This is a genomic window from Corynebacterium kalinowskii, assembly GCF_009734385.1.
In the GTDB taxonomy this organism is placed as follows: Bacteria; Actinomycetota; Actinomycetes; order Mycobacteriales; family Mycobacteriaceae; genus Corynebacterium; species Corynebacterium kalinowskii.
On record NZ_CP046452.1, the window covers coordinates 543,491 to 563,234 of the forward strand.

21 protein-coding genes and 1 tRNA gene are annotated in these 19,744 nt (G+C 58.6%); 13 read left to right on the top strand and 9 right to left on the bottom strand.

Features of this window, described 5'->3' with window-relative positions:
* Positions 1–25: 25 nt before the first annotated feature.
* The 5 genes from CKALI_RS02555 to rdgB are packed head-to-tail and all read left to right on the top strand — an operon-like array spanning position 26 to position 3,703.
* On the top strand, positions 26–682 hold the full coding sequence (locus tag CKALI_RS02555; RefSeq protein WP_156191809.1) for a rhomboid family intramembrane serine protease: 657 nt from the start codon (positions 26–28) through the stop codon (positions 680–682).
* Between the two features lie 21 nt (positions 683–703).
* Complete coding sequence (murI, locus tag CKALI_RS02560; RefSeq protein WP_156191810.1) at positions 704–1,510, top strand: glutamate racemase; 807 nt, start codon at positions 704–706, stop codon at positions 1,508–1,510.
* A gap of 43 nt (positions 1,511–1,553) precedes the next feature.
* A complete protein-coding gene (locus CKALI_RS02565) occupies positions 1,554–2,321 on the top strand; it encodes an MBL fold metallo-hydrolase (protein ID WP_156191811.1) in 768 nt (255 codons plus the stop codon).
* 45 nt (positions 2,322–2,366) lie between these two features.
* Positions 2,367–3,101 carry a ribonuclease PH gene (rph, locus tag CKALI_RS02570; protein WP_156191812.1) on the top strand — a complete coding sequence of 245 codons (735 nt, stop codon included), beginning with the start codon at positions 2,367–2,369 and terminating at the stop codon, positions 3,099–3,101.
* Positions 3,101–3,703 (top strand): RdgB/HAM1 family non-canonical purine NTP pyrophosphatase, encoded by a 603-nt coding sequence (gene rdgB / locus CKALI_RS02575; RefSeq protein WP_156191813.1) that lies wholly within the window; start codon positions 3,101–3,103, stop codon positions 3,701–3,703. Before rph ends, rdgB begins: the two co-directional genes overlap by 1 nt.
* 58 nt (positions 3,704–3,761) lie before the next feature.
* Here rdgB and CKALI_RS02580 read toward each other — a convergent pair whose 3' ends face one another.
* From CKALI_RS02580 to CKALI_RS02600, 5 genes are all read right to left on the bottom strand, one after another.
* Positions 3,762–4,685 (bottom strand): dihydrodipicolinate synthase family protein, encoded by a 924-nt coding sequence (locus CKALI_RS02580; RefSeq protein ID WP_156191814.1) that lies wholly within the window; start codon positions 4,683–4,685, stop codon positions 3,762–3,764.
* Between the two features lie 16 nt (positions 4,686–4,701).
* The gene (locus CKALI_RS02585; protein WP_156191815.1) at positions 4,702–5,499 is read right to left on the bottom strand and encodes an ABC transporter ATP-binding protein; all 798 of its coding nucleotides are present in this window, start codon (positions 5,497–5,499) and stop codon (positions 4,702–4,704) included.
* Between the two features lie 2 nt (positions 5,500–5,501).
* Complete coding sequence (locus CKALI_RS02590) at positions 5,502–7,514, bottom strand: dipeptide/oligopeptide/nickel ABC transporter permease/ATP-binding protein (protein WP_156191816.1); 2,013 nt, start codon at positions 7,512–7,514, stop codon at positions 5,502–5,504.
* On the bottom strand, positions 7,514–8,479 hold the full coding sequence (locus tag CKALI_RS02595; protein WP_156191817.1) for an ABC transporter permease: 966 nt from the start codon (positions 8,477–8,479) through the stop codon (positions 7,514–7,516). The genes CKALI_RS02590 and CKALI_RS02595 overlap by 1 nt, the downstream gene beginning before the upstream one ends.
* 163 nt (positions 8,480–8,642) lie before the next feature.
* Positions 8,643–10,253, bottom strand: coding sequence for an ABC transporter substrate-binding protein (locus tag CKALI_RS02600; RefSeq protein WP_156191818.1), 1,611 nt, complete (start codon positions 10,251–10,253; stop codon positions 8,643–8,645).
* A gap of 273 nt (positions 10,254–10,526) precedes the next feature.
* Here CKALI_RS02600 and CKALI_RS02605 point away from each other — a divergent pair, with 273 nt between their 5' ends.
* The 5 genes from CKALI_RS02605 to nagB are packed head-to-tail and all read left to right on the top strand — an operon-like array spanning position 10,527 to position 14,730.
* Positions 10,527–11,234: a FadR/GntR family transcriptional regulator gene (locus CKALI_RS02605; protein WP_156191819.1), complete on the top strand. Its 708-nt coding sequence runs from the start codon at positions 10,527–10,529 to the stop codon at positions 11,232–11,234.
* Positions 11,227–12,132, top strand: coding sequence for an ROK family protein (locus CKALI_RS02610; RefSeq protein ID WP_156191820.1), 906 nt, complete (start codon positions 11,227–11,229; stop codon positions 12,130–12,132). The genes CKALI_RS02605 and CKALI_RS02610 overlap by 8 nt, the downstream gene beginning before the upstream one ends.
* A gap of 3 nt (positions 12,133–12,135) precedes the next feature.
* A complete protein-coding gene (locus CKALI_RS02615; protein ID WP_156191821.1) occupies positions 12,136–12,828 on the top strand; it encodes a putative N-acetylmannosamine-6-phosphate 2-epimerase in 693 nt (230 codons plus the stop codon).
* Positions 12,821–13,957 carry an N-acetylglucosamine-6-phosphate deacetylase gene (locus CKALI_RS02620; protein WP_156191822.1) on the top strand — a complete coding sequence of 379 codons (1,137 nt, stop codon included), beginning with the start codon at positions 12,821–12,823 and terminating at the stop codon, positions 13,955–13,957. Before CKALI_RS02615 ends, CKALI_RS02620 begins: the two co-directional genes overlap by 8 nt.
* A gap of 2 nt (positions 13,958–13,959) precedes the next feature.
* Positions 13,960–14,730 carry a glucosamine-6-phosphate deaminase gene (nagB, locus tag CKALI_RS02625; protein WP_156191823.1) on the top strand — a complete coding sequence of 257 codons (771 nt, stop codon included), beginning with the start codon at positions 13,960–13,962 and terminating at the stop codon, positions 14,728–14,730.
* A gap of 80 nt (positions 14,731–14,810) precedes the next feature.
* Here nagB and CKALI_RS02630 read toward each other — a convergent pair whose 3' ends face one another.
* Both CKALI_RS02630 and CKALI_RS02635 read right to left on the bottom strand, forming a co-directional pair.
* Positions 14,811–15,167 carry a DUF3817 domain-containing protein gene (locus tag CKALI_RS02630; protein ID WP_156191824.1) on the bottom strand — a complete coding sequence of 119 codons (357 nt, stop codon included), beginning with the start codon at positions 15,165–15,167 and terminating at the stop codon, positions 14,811–14,813.
* Entirely contained in the window at positions 15,164–15,547 is a 384-nt protein-coding gene (locus CKALI_RS02635) for a hypothetical protein (RefSeq protein WP_197079745.1), read from the bottom strand. The genes CKALI_RS02630 and CKALI_RS02635 overlap by 4 nt, the downstream gene beginning before the upstream one ends.
* A 64-nt stretch (positions 15,548–15,611) precedes the next feature.
* Between CKALI_RS02635 and CKALI_RS02640 the strand changes: the two genes are divergently transcribed.
* Positions 15,612–15,693 (top strand) — tRNA-Leu (locus tag CKALI_RS02640).
* A gap of 323 nt (positions 15,694–16,016) precedes the next feature.
* On the opposite strand, the gene CKALI_RS02645 is transcribed toward CKALI_RS02640, so the two are convergent.
* Entirely contained in the window at positions 16,017–17,399 is a 1,383-nt protein-coding gene (locus CKALI_RS02645; RefSeq protein WP_156191825.1) for a serine hydrolase domain-containing protein, read from the bottom strand.
* Between the two features lie 128 nt (positions 17,400–17,527).
* Between CKALI_RS02645 and CKALI_RS02650 the strand changes: the two genes are divergently transcribed.
* Together CKALI_RS02650 and CKALI_RS02655 are read left to right on the top strand one after the other, a co-directional pair.
* A complete protein-coding gene (locus CKALI_RS02650; RefSeq protein WP_156191826.1) occupies positions 17,528–18,484 on the top strand; it encodes a sensor histidine kinase in 957 nt (318 codons plus the stop codon).
* Positions 18,481–19,128, top strand: coding sequence for a response regulator transcription factor (locus CKALI_RS02655; RefSeq protein WP_156191827.1), 648 nt, complete (start codon positions 18,481–18,483; stop codon positions 19,126–19,128). Before CKALI_RS02650 ends, CKALI_RS02655 begins: the two co-directional genes overlap by 4 nt.
* On the opposite strand, the gene CKALI_RS02660 is transcribed toward CKALI_RS02655, so the two are convergent.
* Positions 19,120–19,695, bottom strand: coding sequence for a TetR/AcrR family transcriptional regulator (locus CKALI_RS02660; protein WP_156191828.1), 576 nt, complete (start codon positions 19,693–19,695; stop codon positions 19,120–19,122). The two genes, CKALI_RS02655 and CKALI_RS02660, sit on opposite strands and share 9 nt — an antisense overlap.
* Positions 19,696–19,744: the final 49 nt, after the last annotated feature.

Here is a 19,744-nt window from a genome sequence, read left to right on the forward strand (position 1 = left end):
TGAAGGAATCGGGCAGGAGTGCGAGATGAACTATCCTTACGGCAATCCGGCGAACCCGCCCGCGCCGCTGGCGAGGCGTGATTCAGCCTTGCGCCGTGGCTTCAACTGGGCCTTGATCTATCTGGCGGTGATCTGGATTGTGCACATCATCAGCTTCTTGACCGGCGGAATGCTGCAAGCCTTCGGCGTACATCCCCTTGACCCAAGCTCCTTGTTCGGCATTTTCACGGGGCCGTTTCTGCACTTGAACTTCGCGCATTTGATTTCCAATAGCATCCCCGGCGCCATGTTCATCTTCCTCATCGGACTAAGTGGCAACCGGGTGGTAGTGGAGGTCACCTTATTCACAATGATCATCGGTGGGCTGGGAACGTGGCTGACTGGCGGGCTGGGTACCAACCACATTGGCGCATCTGGGCTGGTGTACGGCTGGCTCGCGTACCTGATCATCCGAGGCATGTTCAACCGGCACTTTGGACAGGTCGCTCTCGGTATCCTGCTGGCGTTTACCTACGCCGGTTATATCTGGGGCGTGTTCCCGAACAATCCGGGGATCAGTTGGCAGGGGCACTTGTTCGGTGCGATCGGCGGCTTGGTTGCTGGCGCCGTGATCACCTCGGATGATCCGATTGCTCTGATTCAAAAGCGTGAGCAGAAGCGACTCGGCCACCGCCTGATGTAGCGGGCTACTATTGACATCGTTATGACTACACTTCCAGGACCTGACGCACCCATTGGCATTTTTGACTCCGGCGTGGGAGGTCTGACGGTCGCGCGTTCGATTATCGATCAGCTCCCGAACGAGTCCATTATCTACATCGGCGACACCGCCAATGGCCCTTATGGCCCGCAGCCGATTCAGAAGGTCCGTGAGCACGCCACACGCATTGCCGACGAGCTGGTGGAACGTGGCTGCAAGATGATCGTCATCGCCTGCAACACTGCCACGGCCGCCTTCCTGCGCGATGCGCGCGAGCGCTATGACATCCCGGTGGTACAGGTCATCTTGCCTGCGGTACGACGCGCAGTAGCCACGACTCGCAACGGCAAAATCGGCGTGATCGGCACGCAAGGCACCATCACTTCCGGTGTTTACCAGGACATGTTTGCAGCAGCTCCCCACATCGAGTGCGTTGCGGCCCCGTGCCCACGTTTTGTCGACTTCGTGGAACGCGGCATCACCTCGGGTAGACAGATCCTCGGGGTAGCCGAGGCGTACTTGGAACCCCTGCAGGCGGCGGGCGTCGATACGCTCGTGCTCGGTTGCACGCACTACCCGCTGCTCTCTGGAGTTATCCAGCTGGCGATGGGCGATAATGTCACCCTGGTATCCAGCGCAGAGGAAACTGCCAAAGATGTGCTGAAAGTGCTGACGGAGACCGACATGCTGTCGGAAGGGCCTGCCATCAGGAGTTTTGAGTCCACCGGCAACCCCGACAAGTTCGCGCTGCTTTCGCACCGCTTCCTCGGCCCGGGAATCATTGAAGTCTCGCCACACGAAAAAATCTAATGTTGCTTTAGCAAAAATCGCCCGGACGTGAGAAAGTTAGTTTATGAAGCTGACCATTCTTGGCTGCAGTGGAAGTACCGGGGCGCCGCACAATCCGGCGTCCGGCTACCTCGTCCAGGTGGACAACGCACCTGGCGTGCTGATGGACCTCGGCCCTGGTGCCTTGGCCAAGCTGCAAGAATACGACAACCCGGCGGAGCAACACCTGGTGCTCAGCCACTTGCACGCTGACCACTGCCTGGATGTCCCTTCGCTCGCGGTGTGGCGCCGCTACCACCCAACTGCGCCTTCCTCGGGTCGGCATTTTTTGCTTGGACCGGCTGACACAATCTCTCACCTCGGGAACAACACGCTGGAACATCGCGATGGGGGAGATGACCTCTCTGATACCTTCGCCTTCACACCGTGGGAGGCAGGCGTGCCACACATTGTGGATCGCGTGCAGATCACGCCGTTCCCGACCATCCACCCAGTGGAAACGTACGCCCTCCGTGTGACCGAAGCTACTACCGGCAAGACCATCGCTTACTCCGCGGACTCCGCTTACACTGAGTCCCTGGTCGACTGTGCCCGAGACGCCGACATTTTCCTGTGCGAGGCCACCTGGGGAGACACCTCTTTGGGCAAAGCTCCTGACATGCATATGTCTGGCGCAGAAGCAGGCCTCCTGGCATCCCGCGCCGGGGCGAAGAAGCTGGTACTGGTGCACATTCCACCATGGGGTGATCCGGAAGCTGCGCTGCGTTCAGCCCGTGAGAACTTTGACGGCGAGATCGTGATCGGTGATTCCGGGATGGTCTTCGAGTTCTAAGACTCGGCACGTGGTTTTTGACCGGGCGCAGGTACCCTAAAGGACATGACTTCTTTTACTCGCGCCGATGGTCGCGCCCTCGATGAAATGCGTCCCGTCAAGATCACCCGAGGCTTTACCAGCAATCCGGCGGGTTCCGTGCTCATCGAGTTCGGCAACACCCGCGTCATGTGCACCGCCTCCGTTGAAGTGGGCGTGCCTCGCTTCAAGAAGGACTCCGGCGAAGGCTGGCTCACTGCCGAGTACTCCATGCTGCCAGCGGCAACGCATGACCGCATGCCTCGCGAATCCATGAAGGGCAAGGTCAAGGGCCGCACCCACGAGATCTCTCGCCTGATCGGCCGTTCCCTGCGCGCCGCGATTGACCTTTCCGAGCTTGGCGAAAACACCATCAACATCGACTGTGATGTCCTCCAGGCCGACGGCGGCACCCGCACCGCCTCCATCACCGGCGCTTACGTCGCCCTCGCCGATGCCATCGAGGTTCTCAAGGCACGTGGCGTGGTGCCGGGCAACCCGCTGCTACCACCAGTTGCTGCTGTCTCTGTGGGCCTTATCGACGGCCACGTCTGCCTCGACCTTCCGTATGAAGAAGACTCCCGCGCTGAAGTCGACATGAACGTCGTGATGACTGAGTCTGGCGAGTTCGTTGAGATTCAGGGCACCGCCGAACACGGCACCTTCACCCGCGCGCAGATGAACGCCTTCCTGGACACCGCGGAAAAGGGTTTGCACTCCCTAATCGCTGCGCAGAAGGCTGCCCTGGAGCTGCCGCTCTAATGGATCTGTTGCTTGCCTCAAACAACAAGAAGAAGGCCGCGGAGCTGCAGCGGGTGCTCGATCGCGCCGGGATTTCCGGGGTCAACATCTTGCTGCTTTCCGACGTCGACCCCTACGACGAACCCGTCGAAGACGGCCGTACCTTCGAAGACAACGCCTTCATCAAGGCGCGGGCCGGTATGAAGGCAACTGGTTTGCCGACGCTGGCTGATGATTCGGGATTGGCCGTCGATGAGCTAGCAGGCATGCCGGGCGTGCTGTCCGCACGCTGGTCTGGCGGACATGGGGACGACGAAGCAAACAACGATTTGCTGCTGGGTCAGATGGCGCACGTGCCAGATGAGCGTCGTGGCTGCGCCTTCGTGTCAGTGTGCGCCCTCGTGCTGCCGTCGGGCGAAGAACACATTGCCCGCGGCGAATGGCGGGGCATGCTCCTGCGGGAACGTCGTGGCGAGGGGGGCTTCGGCTACGATCCGCTCTTCCTGCCCGATGATGCCGAGGGGCGTTCTTCTGCAGAGTTATCACCAGAGGAAAAAGACGCACGCTCGCATCGTGGCAAGGCCTTGGCCCAGTTGGTGCCGGTAATCTCCCAGTTCGCCTAAAAAACTGTGCCCTGCGAGGAAGAGGGTCGCAGGGCACAGTGAGTAAGGCACGTGTTGGTTAGTCGATGAGGCCCACCTCCCGCACGATCTTCTCGATGGCCTCACGCGATGCGGAATCAGAGATTGGGGTCATCGGTACGCTCATGGTGTTGGTCTTGATGACGCCGATGAGTTCCAAAGCAGTCTTGAATGCGCCGACACCGGCGGCTGGGCCGACCTTGCCCACTGGGGTGAAGACGATTTCAAAGAGTCGTGCCAACCGATCTTGCTCTTCCTTCATCTGGCGTAGGTCGCCGGATTGGAAAGCTTGCCACATGCGAACATAGCCACTTGGGTCAACGTTGCCGAGCCCTGGGACGCAGCCGTCTCCTCCTGCAAGATAGGAGCCATCGACAACTACTTCGTGTCCGGTGAGCACCTTCATAGGGGATCCAGCTGCCTTGTTGAGCATGCAGAGTCGTCGGAAGGAGACGTCGTCACCGGAGGAGTCCTTTACTCCCTGAAGAACTCCTTCGGCGCCGAGTTGCACCAATAGCGCCGGTGCAAGTTTGCTGTGGACACAAACTGGAATGTCGTAGGCAATGATCGGCAGAGTAGTGGCCGTGCGGAGGGCACGGAAGTGTGCTTCGATCTCGGCTGGACCCGTGATGGCATAGAACGGGGCGGTGGCGACTACTGCCTGCACGCCGAGCTTTTCTGCCCGTTGGATGTGCTCGATGACGCGGTTGGTCTGGGTGTCGATGACGCCGGCGTAGACTGGGCAACGGCCGTCGACAAGCTCAAGGACCTTGGCGATCACCTGGTCGCGCACGGCATCGGTCAGGAAAGCGACTTCACCGGAGGAACCGAGTACGAAGATGCCGTCTACGCCCGCTCCGACGAGTCGTTCCACGAGGTTGCCAAGGGACTCGTAGTCCACCTCCCCGGTTTCAGTCAATGGGGTGAGTAGCGGAGGGATGATGCCGGAAACAATTCCGTTCATGATGATTGTTACTTCCTTAGAGCAAAGATGGGGTTGCTGCGAGCAGAGTGCGGGTGTACTCCTGCTGCGGGGAGGCGAATAGATCGTCCGTGGGTTGTTGCTCAATAATCTCGCCCTTGAGCATTACGCACATGCGGTCCGCGATGTAACGGACAGTGTTGATGTCGTGAGAGATGAACACTAGACCGAGCCCGAGTTCCGACCTCAGGTCGGTGAGCAGGTTCAGCACCTGGGCTCGGACGGAAACATCGAGGGCAGAGGTGGGCTCGTCGGCGATGATGAGGTCAGGTTCGAGCGCGAGGGCGCGGGCGATGGCCACGCGCTGGCGCTGACCGCCCGAGATCTGGCGAGGCAGCACATCGAGTGCGGACTGCGGTAGACCGACCAGGTCAAGCAGGACCTGAACTCGCTTGAGCCGGGATTTCTCATCGCCGATGTGGTGCACGCGTAGCGGATCGAGCAGCTGATCCTTCACCGTCATGCGCGGATTCAGCGCGGTGGCTGGATCCTGGAACACCATGGAGATGGAGCGGCCGATTTCCTTGCGATCGCGACTGGAGTGCTTGAGGGGCTTCTCGTGGAAGAAGACCGCGCCACTCGTGGGCTTTTGCAGACCGACCATGACGCGAGCCAGCGTGGACTTGCCACAGCCGGATTCGCCAACGATGCCGACGACTTCCCGGCGATCCACCCAGAAATTCACGTCCTTGTTGGCATGCACCGTGTCGGGTCGAAACAGTTTGCCGGTACGAGTCTTGTGGATGACGTTGACATCTTTGAGCTCGATGATTCGTTGTACTTTAGGTGTCGGCATGATCACTTCTCCTTCTCAGCGATGCGAACAGAACCAGTGCCGTTACGAGCCGCATACGCATCGTCCGTGGCCGCGTATGTGTGCGTGGTGGACCCAGCAACGGCGCGTGGCTTCGGCTTCTGCCCGATGCCCAGCTCTGGTCGGCGGGAGCGTGGTGCGAAGCGATCGCCGTCGATGAAGTCCCGTGGGCTCGGCACCGTTCCCGGTACCTGGTAGAGGCGATTAGCACCAGCCTCGATGGACAGCACGGCTCCCAGCAAGCCGCGGGTGTACTCGTGGTGCGGGTCGGTGAGCAGCTCACGAGTATTACCGCGTTCGACCACCTGGCCGGCGTACATCACAGTGATCTTGTGTGCCAGCTTGGCCACCAGGGCGAGGTCATGGCTGACAAAGATCATGGAGAAGCCCAGCTTTTCTCGCAGTTCGTTGAGCAGGTCCACCACCTGGTGCTGGACGGTAACATCCAATGCGGTGGTCGGCTCGTCGGCGATGAGCAGCCGCGGGTTGCGGGTCAGCGCCATGGCGATGAGCACACGTTGCCGCTGACCGCCCGAAAGCTCGTGCGGGTAGGACTTGAGCGTACGGACCGGATCCAGTCCGACCAGTTCCATGAGCTCTTCCGCGGTGCGCTTGCCGCCACGGCGGATCAGTTGCTGGAGCTGGGTGCGGATCAGCATGGAGGGGTTCAGGGAGCTGAGGGCATCCTGGTAGATCATGGCCATGTCATGCCCGCGGAGCGCGTTGCGCTCTTCTGGAGTCATCTCTAGAAGGTTCTTGCCGTCGTAGGTGATCTCACCGGTGATGCGCGCAGTTGGTGGCAGCAATCCCATGATGCACATGGCGATCAGTGACTTGCCGCAGCCGGATTCGCCCACCAACCCCATAGTTTCACCGGGGGAAACTTCGAAGCTGACGTGGTCAACGATGTTGACGTCACCGTGTGCCTCCGGGAAAGCGATGCAGAGGTCCTTGACCTGGATCAGTGGCGCTTCTGCACGGGTATATACCAGGCGACGGTTCTCGGCGGTCTCGGCGTCGTGCAGCTTGCCGAGGGATACGTCGAGCGCAACGCGAGCTTCTTCGTCGGAAACTGCGCCCAGCGACTTCGCGGTGTTGATGGTGGGGTCGTCGTCAGTGACGCGGATGGTGCGCTTGATGCGTGGCGACGCCATTGCATCGGTCAGTCCCTCGGACAGGATGTTCAGCGCCAGCACCGTGATGAGGATCATCAGGCCGGGGAAGAAGGTTGGCCACCATGCGCCGGTGAGCAGGAGTTGCTTGCCATCGGCGAGGATGTTGCCCCACGACGGCAGCGGCGGCTTCACACCAGCGTTGATGAAGGACAGCGAGGCTTCAAAGACGATGGCATCGGCAACCAGCACCGTGGCAAACACAGCGATCGGTGCGATGGTGTTGCGCGCGACGTGTTTGAACAGAATGTGCGGAATACTTGCACCCATCACCTTTGCTGCGGAGACGTAGTCCTCACCGAACTCGGAAAGAACGTTGGCGCGCACCACGCGGGACAACTGCGGAATGTAGAGGAAGCCGATGGCAAAGACTAGGACAGGTAGGGAATTGCCGAATACGGCAACGAACACGGCAGCCAGCGCAATGCCCGGGAAGGACATGATGATGTCCAAGATGCGCATCAGTACTTCGGATACCACTTTGCCAGCGGTCGCTGCGATTGAGCCGAGTACTGCGGCGATGGCGAGGGCCGAAACGGTAGCGCACATGCCGATGACCAGGGAAGCGCGGGAACCGTACACCACGCGGGAGAAGATGTCTCGCCCGATGGCATCAGTGCCAAACCAGTGCTGGGCACTTGGTGGTTGTACCGGAACGTTGGACTCTAATGGGCTGTAGCTAGAGAGCAGCGGCGCGAAGATCGCCATCAACGCCACCAGCGTCAGGAAACCGAGTGCGATTTTGGATGCGATAGGCAGAGCCTTGATTCCTTGGAAACGCTGCCCGGCCTGGGACTCTAGTTGTTCAGTGAGTTTTCTACGCATTAGATGCTCCTGATGCGTGGGTTAACGAGGACGTACAGCATGTCCACGATGATGTTGATGATGATGAATGCGATGGCCACCGTGAGGGTGACACCCTGGACGAGGTAGACGTCATTGCGGGTAACACCATCGAGGATGAGCTGGCCCATTGCTTGGATATTGAAGATGATCTCAATGATCACCGCGCCACCCATGAGGTAACCCACGCGCAGACCAAGAACGGTAATCGGCGTGATCAGCGCGTTGCGCAAAACGTTGCGAGAAATCACTTCCGACTTCGGGATACCCGAGCCGATCGCGGTGCGCACGTAATCCTTGTCGAGTTCTTCCACCATCGCGGTACGCACCACGCGGGTAAGCGAGCCTGCGACGGGAACTGCGAGTGCGAACGACGGCAAGAACATATTGTTCATGTACACCGAAGGGTTCTCCGCAAACGGAACCCAAGCAGTGATGAGGGCGGGGAACATTCCCATGCCGCCAGGGATGGTGCCAAGCCACTGGATGAGCAGGATTGCTAGCCAGAAGGAGGGGGTTGCCAGCGATGCGATCGAGATGACTCGGATGATCTGGTCCGGCCACTTATCACGGTAAAGCGCAGCGATTACGCCCAAGACCAGGGCGATCACGGCGGCAATGATGAGGCCGAGGAAAGTAAGTTGCAAGGTGATGGGGAATGCTTTTGCGACGACATCGGTCACCGAAGCGTTGCCGGTAGTAGTTCCTAGATCACCGCGCAGCATGCCCATCAAGAAATCCCAATAGCGCACCAATAATGGGTCATTGAGCCCATGGACTTCGCGGTATTCTGCGAGCGCTTCCAAGGAGGCAGATTCACCCAGGGCTAGGCGCGCCGGGTCCGCGGGGCTGAAGGACATGATGAAGAAGACTAGGAAAGTCACTCCGAGGATCATGATCGGGAGAGCTACCAGCCGTCTTCCGATGAGGCGGACGAGGTTTGACATATGCTGTCCTTAATTCCGGTTGAGTTCTCGCCCAGCTTCGTACGAAGGGCAGCGCTCAACGTCAAAGTTCGTGTGTCACGGTCCGGCCGGCCCAGAAAGGTCGCCTTGGTAGTGGAAGACTCCGCTAGCGGGCCGGCCGGTAAATTGACTGCTGGAGTAGGGGCTACTTGGTGGTAGCGACATCCAGGAAGGAAAGGCCGGTCAGGGAGATCGGCTTGAAATCAATCAACGTGGACTTGTCCCATGCTGTGGTGCTCTTGCGGTGGAACAATGGGTAGAGCGGGATGTACTCCGAGAGCTTGTCAAACAGTTCGGCCCACTTTTGATCTTGGACAGAGGAGTCGGTGGACTTGAGTCCCTCGTCGAGCAGCTGCTGGACTTCGGTGTAGCTTTCGCTGCCCTTCCAGTGCATGCGGCTATCGGTCCAGGTGTCTCCTGCGTACCACCAGCGCATGAGTAGGTCGGGGTCGGTGCCGAAGACTGATGGGTCACCTGGGGCGATGACAACATCGTATGCTTCTGGCTTGCCATCGATGGTGTTGTAGACGTCCGAGGACTTCTTCTCGATGAACTCCACCTTGATGCCTACGCCAGTGAGGGACTGCTCGATGAGCGGGGTGCACTTCTTGACCCAGTCGTGGTCCGTGCATAGCAGCCGCATTTCCGTCAATCCGGTTTCGGCAAACAGCTCGCGTGCCTTTTCCGGCTTGAAGGAGTAGACGTTCTTGGCTTCCTTGTAGTTCGGGTGTTCCTTATGTAGGAAGCTGGTGGCGGCGGTAGCCTGGCCGAGCATGCCGGTCTCGATGATCTTGTTCATATCGAGGGCGTACATGAATGCTTGCCGGTTCTTTACGTCATTGAACTTGCTGGTTGGTGCGCAGTTAAACATTGCGAACAACAGGCCGAAACCTTGGACTGATTCCACGGTGGAAACTGCCTTGAGCTGCTCAACGGAAAGGTACGGCACTGAGTCGATGGCCTGGACAGTCTTGGACTGGATGGCATTAGTGCGGGTGGAGGCATCAGGGATGATCTGCCACGTCATCTTCTTAGCCAATGCTGGGCGTGGGCCGTTGTAGGCATCGAAACGCTCGAACTGGATGGTCTTGGAAGTGCCGCCGTTATCCGTCATCTTGTACGGGCCAGAACCGATTGGTTTAGCGGCGAATGCATCTGCACCGGCTTCAACGGCCTTCTTTGGCACGATCTTGACCACGGCTAGGCGGTCGGCAAAAACACCAGTTTCGTGCTTGAGGGTGAACTCGACGGTCTTGTCATCCTTGGCAGTTACCTTCTCGATGAATGGAATGAAGGATGCGTAGAGAGACTTGTTTGCCTTGTCCAGGACACGTTCGAAGGAGAATACGACGTCGTCGGCAGTGACTGGGCTGCCGTCATGGAACTGCGCACCGTCGCGGAGGGTGACCTCAGTGGTGGTTCCGGAGGCCTTTGGCAGTTCCTTGGCCAGAGCGGCGTAGACCTTGCCCGTGGCTGGATCCATCTCGGTCAGACCTTCGAGGGTGTGCCAGTTGGCGGCCACGGTGAGGGCTGCGGTGGTGTTCATTGGGTCGTAGCCGTTGGTGCCGAGCTCGTAGGAGATGGCTGCGGTGAGGGTGCCGTCATCCTTCTTGGCGCTTGGGTCTGCGGCTGGAGCATCGCTGCCGCCGTTCTGTGCTGGGCTGCCACAGGCTGCAAGGGTGGCGGAGAGGCCGGCGGCGGCGCTGATGGCTCCGGTGATCTTCATGAAATCGCGGCGGGAGTATGCGCGGGTCATGGTTCTTCCTTTCGTGGAGTTTTCCATCTTCAGGGGTGGAGGTGGAAAACGAATTCTGCCGATATGCGGTTATGGGGTCGTGGATTGTGGCGAACTCGTTGCTGTTCACCAGCTGTTAAGAACAGCATACGTCAGACGTCTGATGTTGTACAGGATTTCTGCTAAAGTCGGTTGGGAAAGCACAATCCTGCGAGTTCGTCTCTCAGAGGCCGTCGATAAGCTGCAGGAATCGCCGAATAAACACGGCCCTTCCGATGATCAAAAGGAACAGCAATGTCAAAGTTGCGTGGAAAACACAAGCTCAATCCCACAGTCACGGCGATTGAGAACTACATTCGTGATAATTCTCTCAAGCCCGGAGATATGCTCCCCTCAGAAGCCGCACTGTGCGAGCTGCTAGAAGTTTCCCGAAGCTCAGTTCGTGAAGCCATGCGTACCCTTGCTTCGCTCGATGTAGTGGAGATCCGCCACGGGCACGGCACTTATGTTGGGCAGATGTCGCTCGCCCCCTTGGTGGATGGGCTCACACTGCGACTGACCATTGATCGAGACAGTGCCCTGCGCAACCTCAAACAAGTGGTGGATACCCGTATCGCGTTCGATCAATTCAACGCCTCGAAGCTCATCATCGCGTATCAAGAGCATTCCACGGATCGATTGCGTGAGATTGTGGCCGAAATGCAGGAGTGCTTTGAACAAGGCAAGTCGATCACTGAAGCGGACGGCAAGTTCCATGAGGAACTCAACAGTAAGTTGTCCAATCAATTGATCCAAGAGCTGTATATGGCGCTGTGGAAGGTGCATACTCAGGCGGTGCCACAGCTTAAGTTGGATCGCAAGCGTGATCTCAAAGACACCGTCGATGCCCACCTCAGTATGGTCGAGGCACTCGAAGCCGGGGACGAAGCAGAGCTGCTCCGAACCCTCGAAGTACACTACGGTCCGCTCAAGCGCATGATCGATGAGAAGATCCATGTCTAACCTTTGCGCTTGTGTAGACATCGGCGGCACCAAAATCGCCTACGGGCTTATCGACGACGCTAGCCCGACCACCGTTACTGCTGTCGGGCGCACTCCGACCCCTACGCATGACGTTATGAGCGCAGTGTTGGGCGTAATCCGTGAACTCGTCGAATCTGCACGCCAGCAGGGGCGCACGATCGATGCCATCGGCGTGGGCGCGCCGGGAGTCATCGATCCTGTGGCAGGCCGAGTGGTATCTGCAGGACCAACCATGCCGGGCTGGGCCGGCACAAACATCGCAGATGCCATCCGAAATGAGTTCGATGTCCCGCTTGCCGTCCACAACGATGTCCGCATCATGGGACTCGGTGAATCCGTCTTTGGTGCTGCGCAGGGCGTTGCTAATACGCTGTTCGTCAGTCTGGGCACCGGGGTTGGGGGTGCACTCGTCCGAGGCGCACGACTCGTTGACTCGCCACACCACACGGCAGGGGAGCTTCGTGCGCTGCTCGGACGGCTGCCTGACGGCCACGCAGCGCCGGTGGAGGACTTTGCCGCTGGGCCGGGCTTGGCGCGTAGTTACAACGAGTTGACCGGCAGCAACATCCAACTTCCCGAAATCATGCAGCGCTACCATGCTGGAGAAGCTACCGCCCACACGGTGATCAGCGGCAATATGGCTGCCCTCGGTGAGGCGCTCGCTGGCTTTGCCTCGGCAATCGATATCGATGCGCTCATCATTGGCGGCGGTGTCGGTGCCATCGGGGATCCGATCTTAGAGCCACTGATTCAGGGCTTTCGGCAACACGCACTACATCCGATAGATACCATCCCAATTCTGCCTGCCCAGCTGGGCACCAATGCGCCACTCGTTGGCGCGGGGTACTTGGCCAGCTTGGCGTGCAAAGGAGAATAACTAGTGAATAGCACCACGTTCTTCGATACCGTTCGCGGCAGCCTCATCGTGTCTGTGCAAGCCCCCGATGGGCATCCGCTTCGCGATACGCGCACCATGGCGTTCCTTGCGAAAGCCGCCGAGGCAGGAGGAAGCACCGCAATCCGTTGTGGTGGCTACGGCGGGCTCGCAGACATCGAGGCGATCGCAGCGGCAGTAAGCCTTCCGGTGATCGGGTTGACTAAGGAAGGCGAAACCGGCGTGTACATCACTCCTTCCGTGGCCTCGGCAGTGGCCGTCGCCAAGGCGGGCGCCACTGTGGTCGCCATTGATGCCACTTCTCGTCCTCGCCAGGATCGCTCTACTTTCGCCGACCAAGTCCACGCCGTGCACGAGGCGGGAGCGCTAGCAATGGCAGACATCGCAACGGCAGAGGAAGCCGTGGCCGCACATGAAGCTGGTGCCGATCTGATCTCCACCACCCTGGCCGGGTACACGGAGCACCGTGCGAAGTCCGACGGGCCAGACTTGGAGCTGATTAAGGAGATCCGCAGCCGTCTCGGTGACCAAGTGTTCCTTATCGGTGAAGGACGATTCCACAGCCCAGGCCACGTCCGGCTCGGCCGGCAAGCGGGTGCAGACGCCATCATCGTGGGCACGGCAATCACTGATGTTGCCTGGATTACCAATGAATTTGCGGTGGCTGCTCATGACTGAGTCGTTCCTCGCTACCGTGGTGCTGCCAGGGGCCAACCTGGGCACGCACAGCATCACCATCTCCGACGGTGTCATCGTGGGGCTGGAGCCCATCGAAGGGTCCGCGGACCTGATCGCCTTTCCGGGCTTGGCAGACATCCACACCCATGGGGCGGCGGGGGAGTCCTTCCCGAGTTCAGACCTCCCTGGCTGCTTGGCCGCCGCGCGTCATCACCGCAGCAACGGCTCAACGACGCTGCTTGCCTCCACGGTCTCCCTGCCTGCCGAGCGGTTGTTGCCACAGCTGAGATTGCTTGCCGACGCCGTAGATCTCGAAGCCATCGATGGAATCCATGCGGAAGGTCCGTTCATTAATTCCTGCCGCTGCGGTGCCCAGGATCCTGCAGCGATAATCCCCGGCGACCCAGACTTGCTCCAACGCATGATCGAAGCAGCACGCGGCAACCTGCGCTCCATTACCTTCGCCCCAGAGACGGCTCATGTCCACGAGCTCATCGATATCTGCGCGGACAACAACGTCATCGTGTCCTTGGGGCACACTGATGCCGCAGCTGCCGAAACCGCAGCTACCATCGCCTACGCCGTCAAACGAGGCGCCAGCGTCACCGCAACGCACCTTTTCAACGCAATGCCTCCACTGCACCATCGCAGCCCCGGCGCCGTGGCCGCGCTGTTGGAAGCTGCTGCCGCAGGGGAGGCCACAGTAGAACTCATCGCCGACGGCGTACATCTCGACGACGCGACAGTAGCTATGGTGCTCAGCCTCGTTGGAGCAGAGCACGTTACCTTCGTCTCCGATGCCATGGCTGCAGCGGGCAAAGCGGATGGTCAGTACACCCTGGGTGCGCTCGACGTGACAGTAGCGGACGGAGTTGCTCGACTGACCACTAGCGATGGCTCGGAAGGGGCGATTGCTGGCGGCACGTCGCGAGTGATTGATCAGCTTCGTCGACAAGCACGCGCGGGCCATCCTTTGGCAGAAATCCTTCAGGCCTGCACCAGCGGGCATCGCCTCGTAGGACGGCCGCACCGTGCGACTATCGAGCTGAACTCACCAGCAAACTTCATCCTGTGCGACTCAAACTTGCAGATCACCCGGGTGTTCCGGGAAGCAAAAGAAGTAGGTTAACCGTGGAAATCGTTATCACTGATCGTCCCGAAGTGATCGCGGCGGACATCATCGAGTCTTATGCACGCGCGGGCAAAACCCTCGGGCTGGCCACTGGCTCCACCCCGGTAAAGACGTATCAGGAATTGATCCGGCGCCACCGCGAAGAAGGCTTGAGCTTCGCGGAGTGTCGAGCGTTCCTGCTAGATGAATATGTGGGCTTGCCCCGCGAACACGAGCAAAGTTACTACCGCACGATTCGACGTGAATTCACCGACGCCGTTGATATCGATGATGCACTGGTTGCGAGCCCTGACGGCACCAGTACTGATCCACTGACAGCGGGTGCGAGCTACGATGCTGCTATCAGGAATGCTGGCGGAATAGACCTCCAACTCCTGGGAATCGGTTCCGACGGTCATATCGGGTTTAATGAGCCAGGGTCATCGCTGGCGTCGCGAACTCGATTGAAAACGCTGCATCCGCAAACGATCCGGGACAACGCGCGCTTTTTCGACGGCGACGAAGACCAAGTGCCGCGTCACGTGCTTACCCAGGGGCTGGGGACGATTCTTGAAGCCGGTCATTTGTTGCTCATCGCCACTGGGGCTGGAAAGCAGGAAGCGGTGACTGCGCTGGTGGAAGGTCCGGTAGCGGCTTGGTGCCCAGCTTCTGTACTGCAGCTGCACCCGCATGCCACCGTTGTGCTGGATGCGGCTGCGGCTGCTGGGCTAAAGAATCGGGAGTACTACCGGTTCGCTTTGGCTAACAAACCAGCTAGACAAGGCTTCTAGCGCGCCCGCACAGAAACGTGCGACCCGAACTCTCCCGCGGCAGTCACGGGGGGGGGAGGGGTCGGGTCGCTTCATTTTTGCTACAGCTGGAACTGAGCGGTTACTTCCTTGCGACGCTTATGCTCTGCAACGAAGGAAAGGAAAGGAATCGTGCCCGCGAGTGCAGTGGTGATCCACTTCAGCGGTTCCCAGCGTGCATTGATGCCCAGGTTCACGGTGGTGATCAGATAAATCATGTAGAACACACCGTGTGCTTGGGCCACGTAGAAGAACCAGCCCGGGGCATCGCTTGGTGACGGCAAGATGAGGTACTTGTAAATCATCTCGGCAACCAAGATGAGCAGCCAAATGCCAGTCACAAAGGCGGCGGTGGAGAAGAACTTCAGTGCTTTGCGCACACGAGCTTGGCGTTCTGGGTGGATTTGGGGCTGGGTCATTGCTCTTTCCTTCTTCTGCGTGGCTCGTTGTGTGCGTTGAATTCTTCAACATCCATGGTGGGGCGTTCCGGGAGGAAGTCTTCCGAGATCTCCGTGACCTCGCCTTGCGCCTGGCGTTGCTGCTTTTCCAGTTCGACGGGAGCTACGCCAGTTTCGGCATATTCATTTTCCAGCTGGATGTAGCGTCGGTAGGCGTAGACGATGAATGCTCCAAATGCGGGCCACTGAATAGCGTATCCCAAGTTCTGGAAGGTGCCAGATCCGGCGCGGAAGCGGGTCCACTGCCAGTATGCAAGGCCAAGCGTGGCGGCCACCGCGAGCGTGAGGAAAATCAAATGCGAGATCCGCACGCGTTTCTTGGGTCGGTTTTCTTCACTCACAAAGCACTAGTGTACTCATGATTTTTTGTGAGCTGGCCTGGGCGTGTACTATATGAAAAACCACGGGCTTGTGGCGGAATTGGCAGACGCGCTGGATTTAGGTTCCAGTGTCTTAGGACGTGGGAGTTCAAGTCTCCCCAGGCCCACTATTTCCCCGTTCAGCACACCTGCTGAGCGGGGTTTTCTTTTGCCTACCAGTGGAAACGCTAAAATTGGGGTCACGACATAGGCGACACAAACGCCACGAAATGACAGAGATACTGCACGACTGTTGCACGAAATGAGCGAAACAATGGCACGCAGAAGCTTTGGAAGATTCCGCTCATTGCCTTGCGGTAAATGGCAGGCAAACTGCGTTACCTGTCGGTTTAGTTACAACTAGCAATCAACCGAAATCGAACACATGCCAATTGGCTCCCTGAATGAATCGCGCAGAAGGTCAGCCGATCGCGGCGGGCAGGTGGCTGGATTAGACCGTGGTTGAGAAACGTCGAATCAATCTACTTGCAACGCTCAGAAGCGCTAGGGTGCCAATACTGAGGAGGACGAGCGTGAAAACCGGAGAATAGTGCCACAGCATTCCCCAGCTTGCCTGGCGTTTCATCAGTAGCGCTACAGTTTGCGGAGCCAAGAAACATCCAGTGGTGATCGCTGTCAATGACATAGTCAGCAGCCAAAAACGGAGTCGCGATGCTGACAGTGGTGTACCGGCACTCCGCAGCACGGCCAGCGCGAATACGAAACTGAATAGCACTGCACAGACATCGGGCCAAGCTGGTGGAGCCAGTTGTACGTTAGTGGGGTCGTTGCCCACCAGTAACCCGTGAATATCAGCTGCTACGCGGTCTGCTTGTGGACCAGTGGCGTCGATAAGCGCCCCGATAGCGATGTTGTCCGGAAAGAGTCCGGCATAAGTACTTACGCCCGGTCCGCTGCCACTGTGAGAGACACGCGGGATGCCGCCATCGGCGGGCTCTCCGCTCCACCATCCGAGCGCATAACCGACCTTGTATTGGTGCAACGGACTTTGCCGACGGTGTAGTTCTGCTAAAGAATCCGAAGTCAACACGCCAGGAATGAAGCCATGCTGAAAACGAAGCCAGATGCCAAGGTCGTCGAGAGTAGAAACCATGCCGCCGGCGCCACCATAAAACAGCTCGGGCTGGGCAAGTGAAATCGGGCGGCCAAACGCATAAGAATAGGTGGGGGCTAGCTCTGGCAAAGTCGCCGGGGTGTTAGCGAATCCGGTATCGGTCATGCCCAGCGGTTCAAGCACGTTTTGAGCTAGAAACTCAGCCAACGGTTCACCAGAGATCGTTTCAATCAGTTGCTGCAGCACCCAATAGTTTGCATTGCAGTAGTCCCAAGAACTGCCGGGATCATAGGCTAGCCGCGTGCGAGAGAGCTGCCGTACTGCGTCTTCGGTGCGCACATTTCCCACCTGGTACTGGTTAAATCCCAGCGTGGCATCCGTGATCCCTGAAGACTGGTTGAGGAGTTGGCGGACAGTGATGAATTCACCTCGTGGGTCATCCAACTGAAATTCGGGGAGGTACTTTGCAGCCCGTTCATCCAGATCTACTCGACCATCTTCAACCAGCTTCATAACAGCAGTAGCAGTGAAAGCCTTGGTAAGGGAGGCGATAGGGACTCGTGAGTTTGTATCGAGCTCGCCACCACTGCCTGTGGCAAGGATGCGGTCCCCCTGAGTCACGACAATCGCAGCACCCGGCACTCCGCTGGCGACCATCTGGTCCACGTAACGTTGTATGTTTGTCCCTTCTTGGGCTCCGGCTAATGGAATTGGGAAAAGCACTACGGCGAGAAGAAGTGCAAAAATACGTGCCAGCATGAGGTACCTCCTAGTAGGTTATGCCTCAAACTAACCGCTCTAGCGAGTAAGAAAACACCACACAAAGTAAAGAAGGCAACTAACTAAAGTCAGTGTTCTCTGGGGCTAGAGAACTCTAGAATTTTGGTATGCGCACAATACTTCCCTGGCTTGCGATGGCAGCTTGCTGCGGATTGGCCGTCGGTTACGGCTCCCTGTGGTGGCTGGCCTTAATCGTCGTTTTCGCGGTCGTCTTGCGTGTTAAGCCGGGCCTGTCCGGGGTGCTTTTTGGCTTGATTGTTTCTGCAGGCGTCGGTGCGTTTACGTATGAAAACTCCCTGGCTGCAGCGATCAATTCTTTGCTTTGGTTTTTGGGGGCAGTGGCGATTGCAACCGGATTCCACACGTGGCTGCACGCTCGCCACTTGGAGCGCTTAGAACTCGAACGAGGTTGGCAATTGGCTGAGGCCTTGTCAGCCGAACAAAGTACTGCGGTCCGGGAGGCGCTACTGCGAGACCGCATGTCCTTGGCGGGTGAGATTCATGATCGAATAGGGCACCGGCTCGGGCATGCGATCTTGCGATTAGGCACAATGTGGCAAGAAGCAGCGCCGGGTACGAAGGAGGCTGCTCAACTGCAAGCACTGCGCACCGACTTGGCAGACCTTTTGGATGAAATCGGTGGGCTGGTGCTGCTTCTCGACGACGGGCAGTCCATTCCACCAACCCAAGTCAGCATCGGGAATATTCTCGAACACGCTCGGCGCGCAGGAACTGAGATTCAGGCGGAACTTGAGGGCATCGATCAGCTCGATTCCACGGGTCGCACGGTGTTGGCGCGTGTGGTGGCTGAGGGCGTCGCAAATGCGGCGAAGCACGCGCCGGGCCAGGCTGTTTCGCTCGGCACTTCAGCTGCGGGAACCGATTTGGTTGTCAACATTAGCAATCGTGTGCTGGATCGAGAACAGGTCGGTACTGGCTCTGGATTGAAGCGAGTTCGCGCGCTCGTGTCTGAGCTGGGTGGCCAGTGTGATGCTGCCGAGGAGGGTGGTAGGTTCGTCGTTCAAGCCCGCATTCCGCTCGCTCAGAAGGGGATCAAACAATGATCCGAGTTGCCATCGCGGATGATGATGCCTTGGTGCGCGCCGGGATTGCGCAGCTGCTGGCACATTACGGGGATATTGAGGTCTTGATAGAGGCTGCAGACGGAGCGCAGCTGGTTACAGCAGTTCGTGCGAGCAGTGTGGATGTGATCTTGCTGGACATCAGGATGCCTCGACTGGATGGGCTCGCGACGCTGGCAGAGCTGCGAAGGATCGGGGTAGTGGCGCCGGTGGCAATGCTCACGACCTTCCGGCAGGAATCCCTCATTGAAGCTGCGATTGCTCAAGGTGCGCAGGGATTTTTGCTCAAATCCGATTCTCCAGAGGACTTAGCACGCCAAGTGCGGGGTTTGGCTGCGGGAGGTGCCGTGTTTTCGCCACGCGTCGCCAACTGGCTGATCGGCAGTGGGGCAGTGCAGAGAATTCAAGCTAAGAAGCAGGCGCGGGATCGGATGGCAGAGCTTACGGCTAGGCAGCGTGAAGTGCTGGCTGAACTAGCAACTGGAGCGAGCAATCACGAAATCGCGGATCGGCTGCACCTAAGCGAAGGAACAGTCAAACAATATCTTGGAACAATCTTCGGACTGCTCGGTGTGGAAAACCGGGTCCAAGCTGCCTTGATCGGTTATCAGGCCCAGCTACCCTAGCGCCCGGCCCAAGGCCTGAAGGCCATTCATGACGTACTCCTCCGCGGATCCGGTGGCGCCGTCGGCTTGCCAACTGCGGATCGCTGCGATGAAGCCGTTGATGGTTGCTGCTGCGACAAAATTGGCTTCGGGGAGGGTGTATTCGCCGGTTTCGTGGAGGAGCAGTGCTACCTGGTCACTGATCTTGAGCAGGTGGAGTGCGGCGGCGGCCTGGATGGCAGGGTGGTTCATCCATAGTTCGAACCGGAAGAGCGTGCTGTCGCGTTCTGTTACGAAGTGCGCGTGTCCGATTCTTTCGAGGGCGATGCTGGCGGCTTCGGCAACGGTGCGTCCATCGTGGATGCATTGGCTGAAAGTGTTCAGGATGCTGTCGTCGAATTCGTCGTGGAGGACAAGTCCTTCTTTAGTACCGAAGTAGCGGTAAATGCTGGAGGGGGAGGTTTCGGCAGCAGTGGCGATGTCTTCGATTTTGACGTTGTCAAAGCCGTGCTCGCGGAACAGTTCGATTGCCACGCTTTGAATGTTGCGCATTGCTGCTGCCTTTTTGCGTTCGCGCAAGCCTGCCATTGTGCCTCCTTAGCTGGGGTTCTCCATGAATTAAAGCACAAATATGACA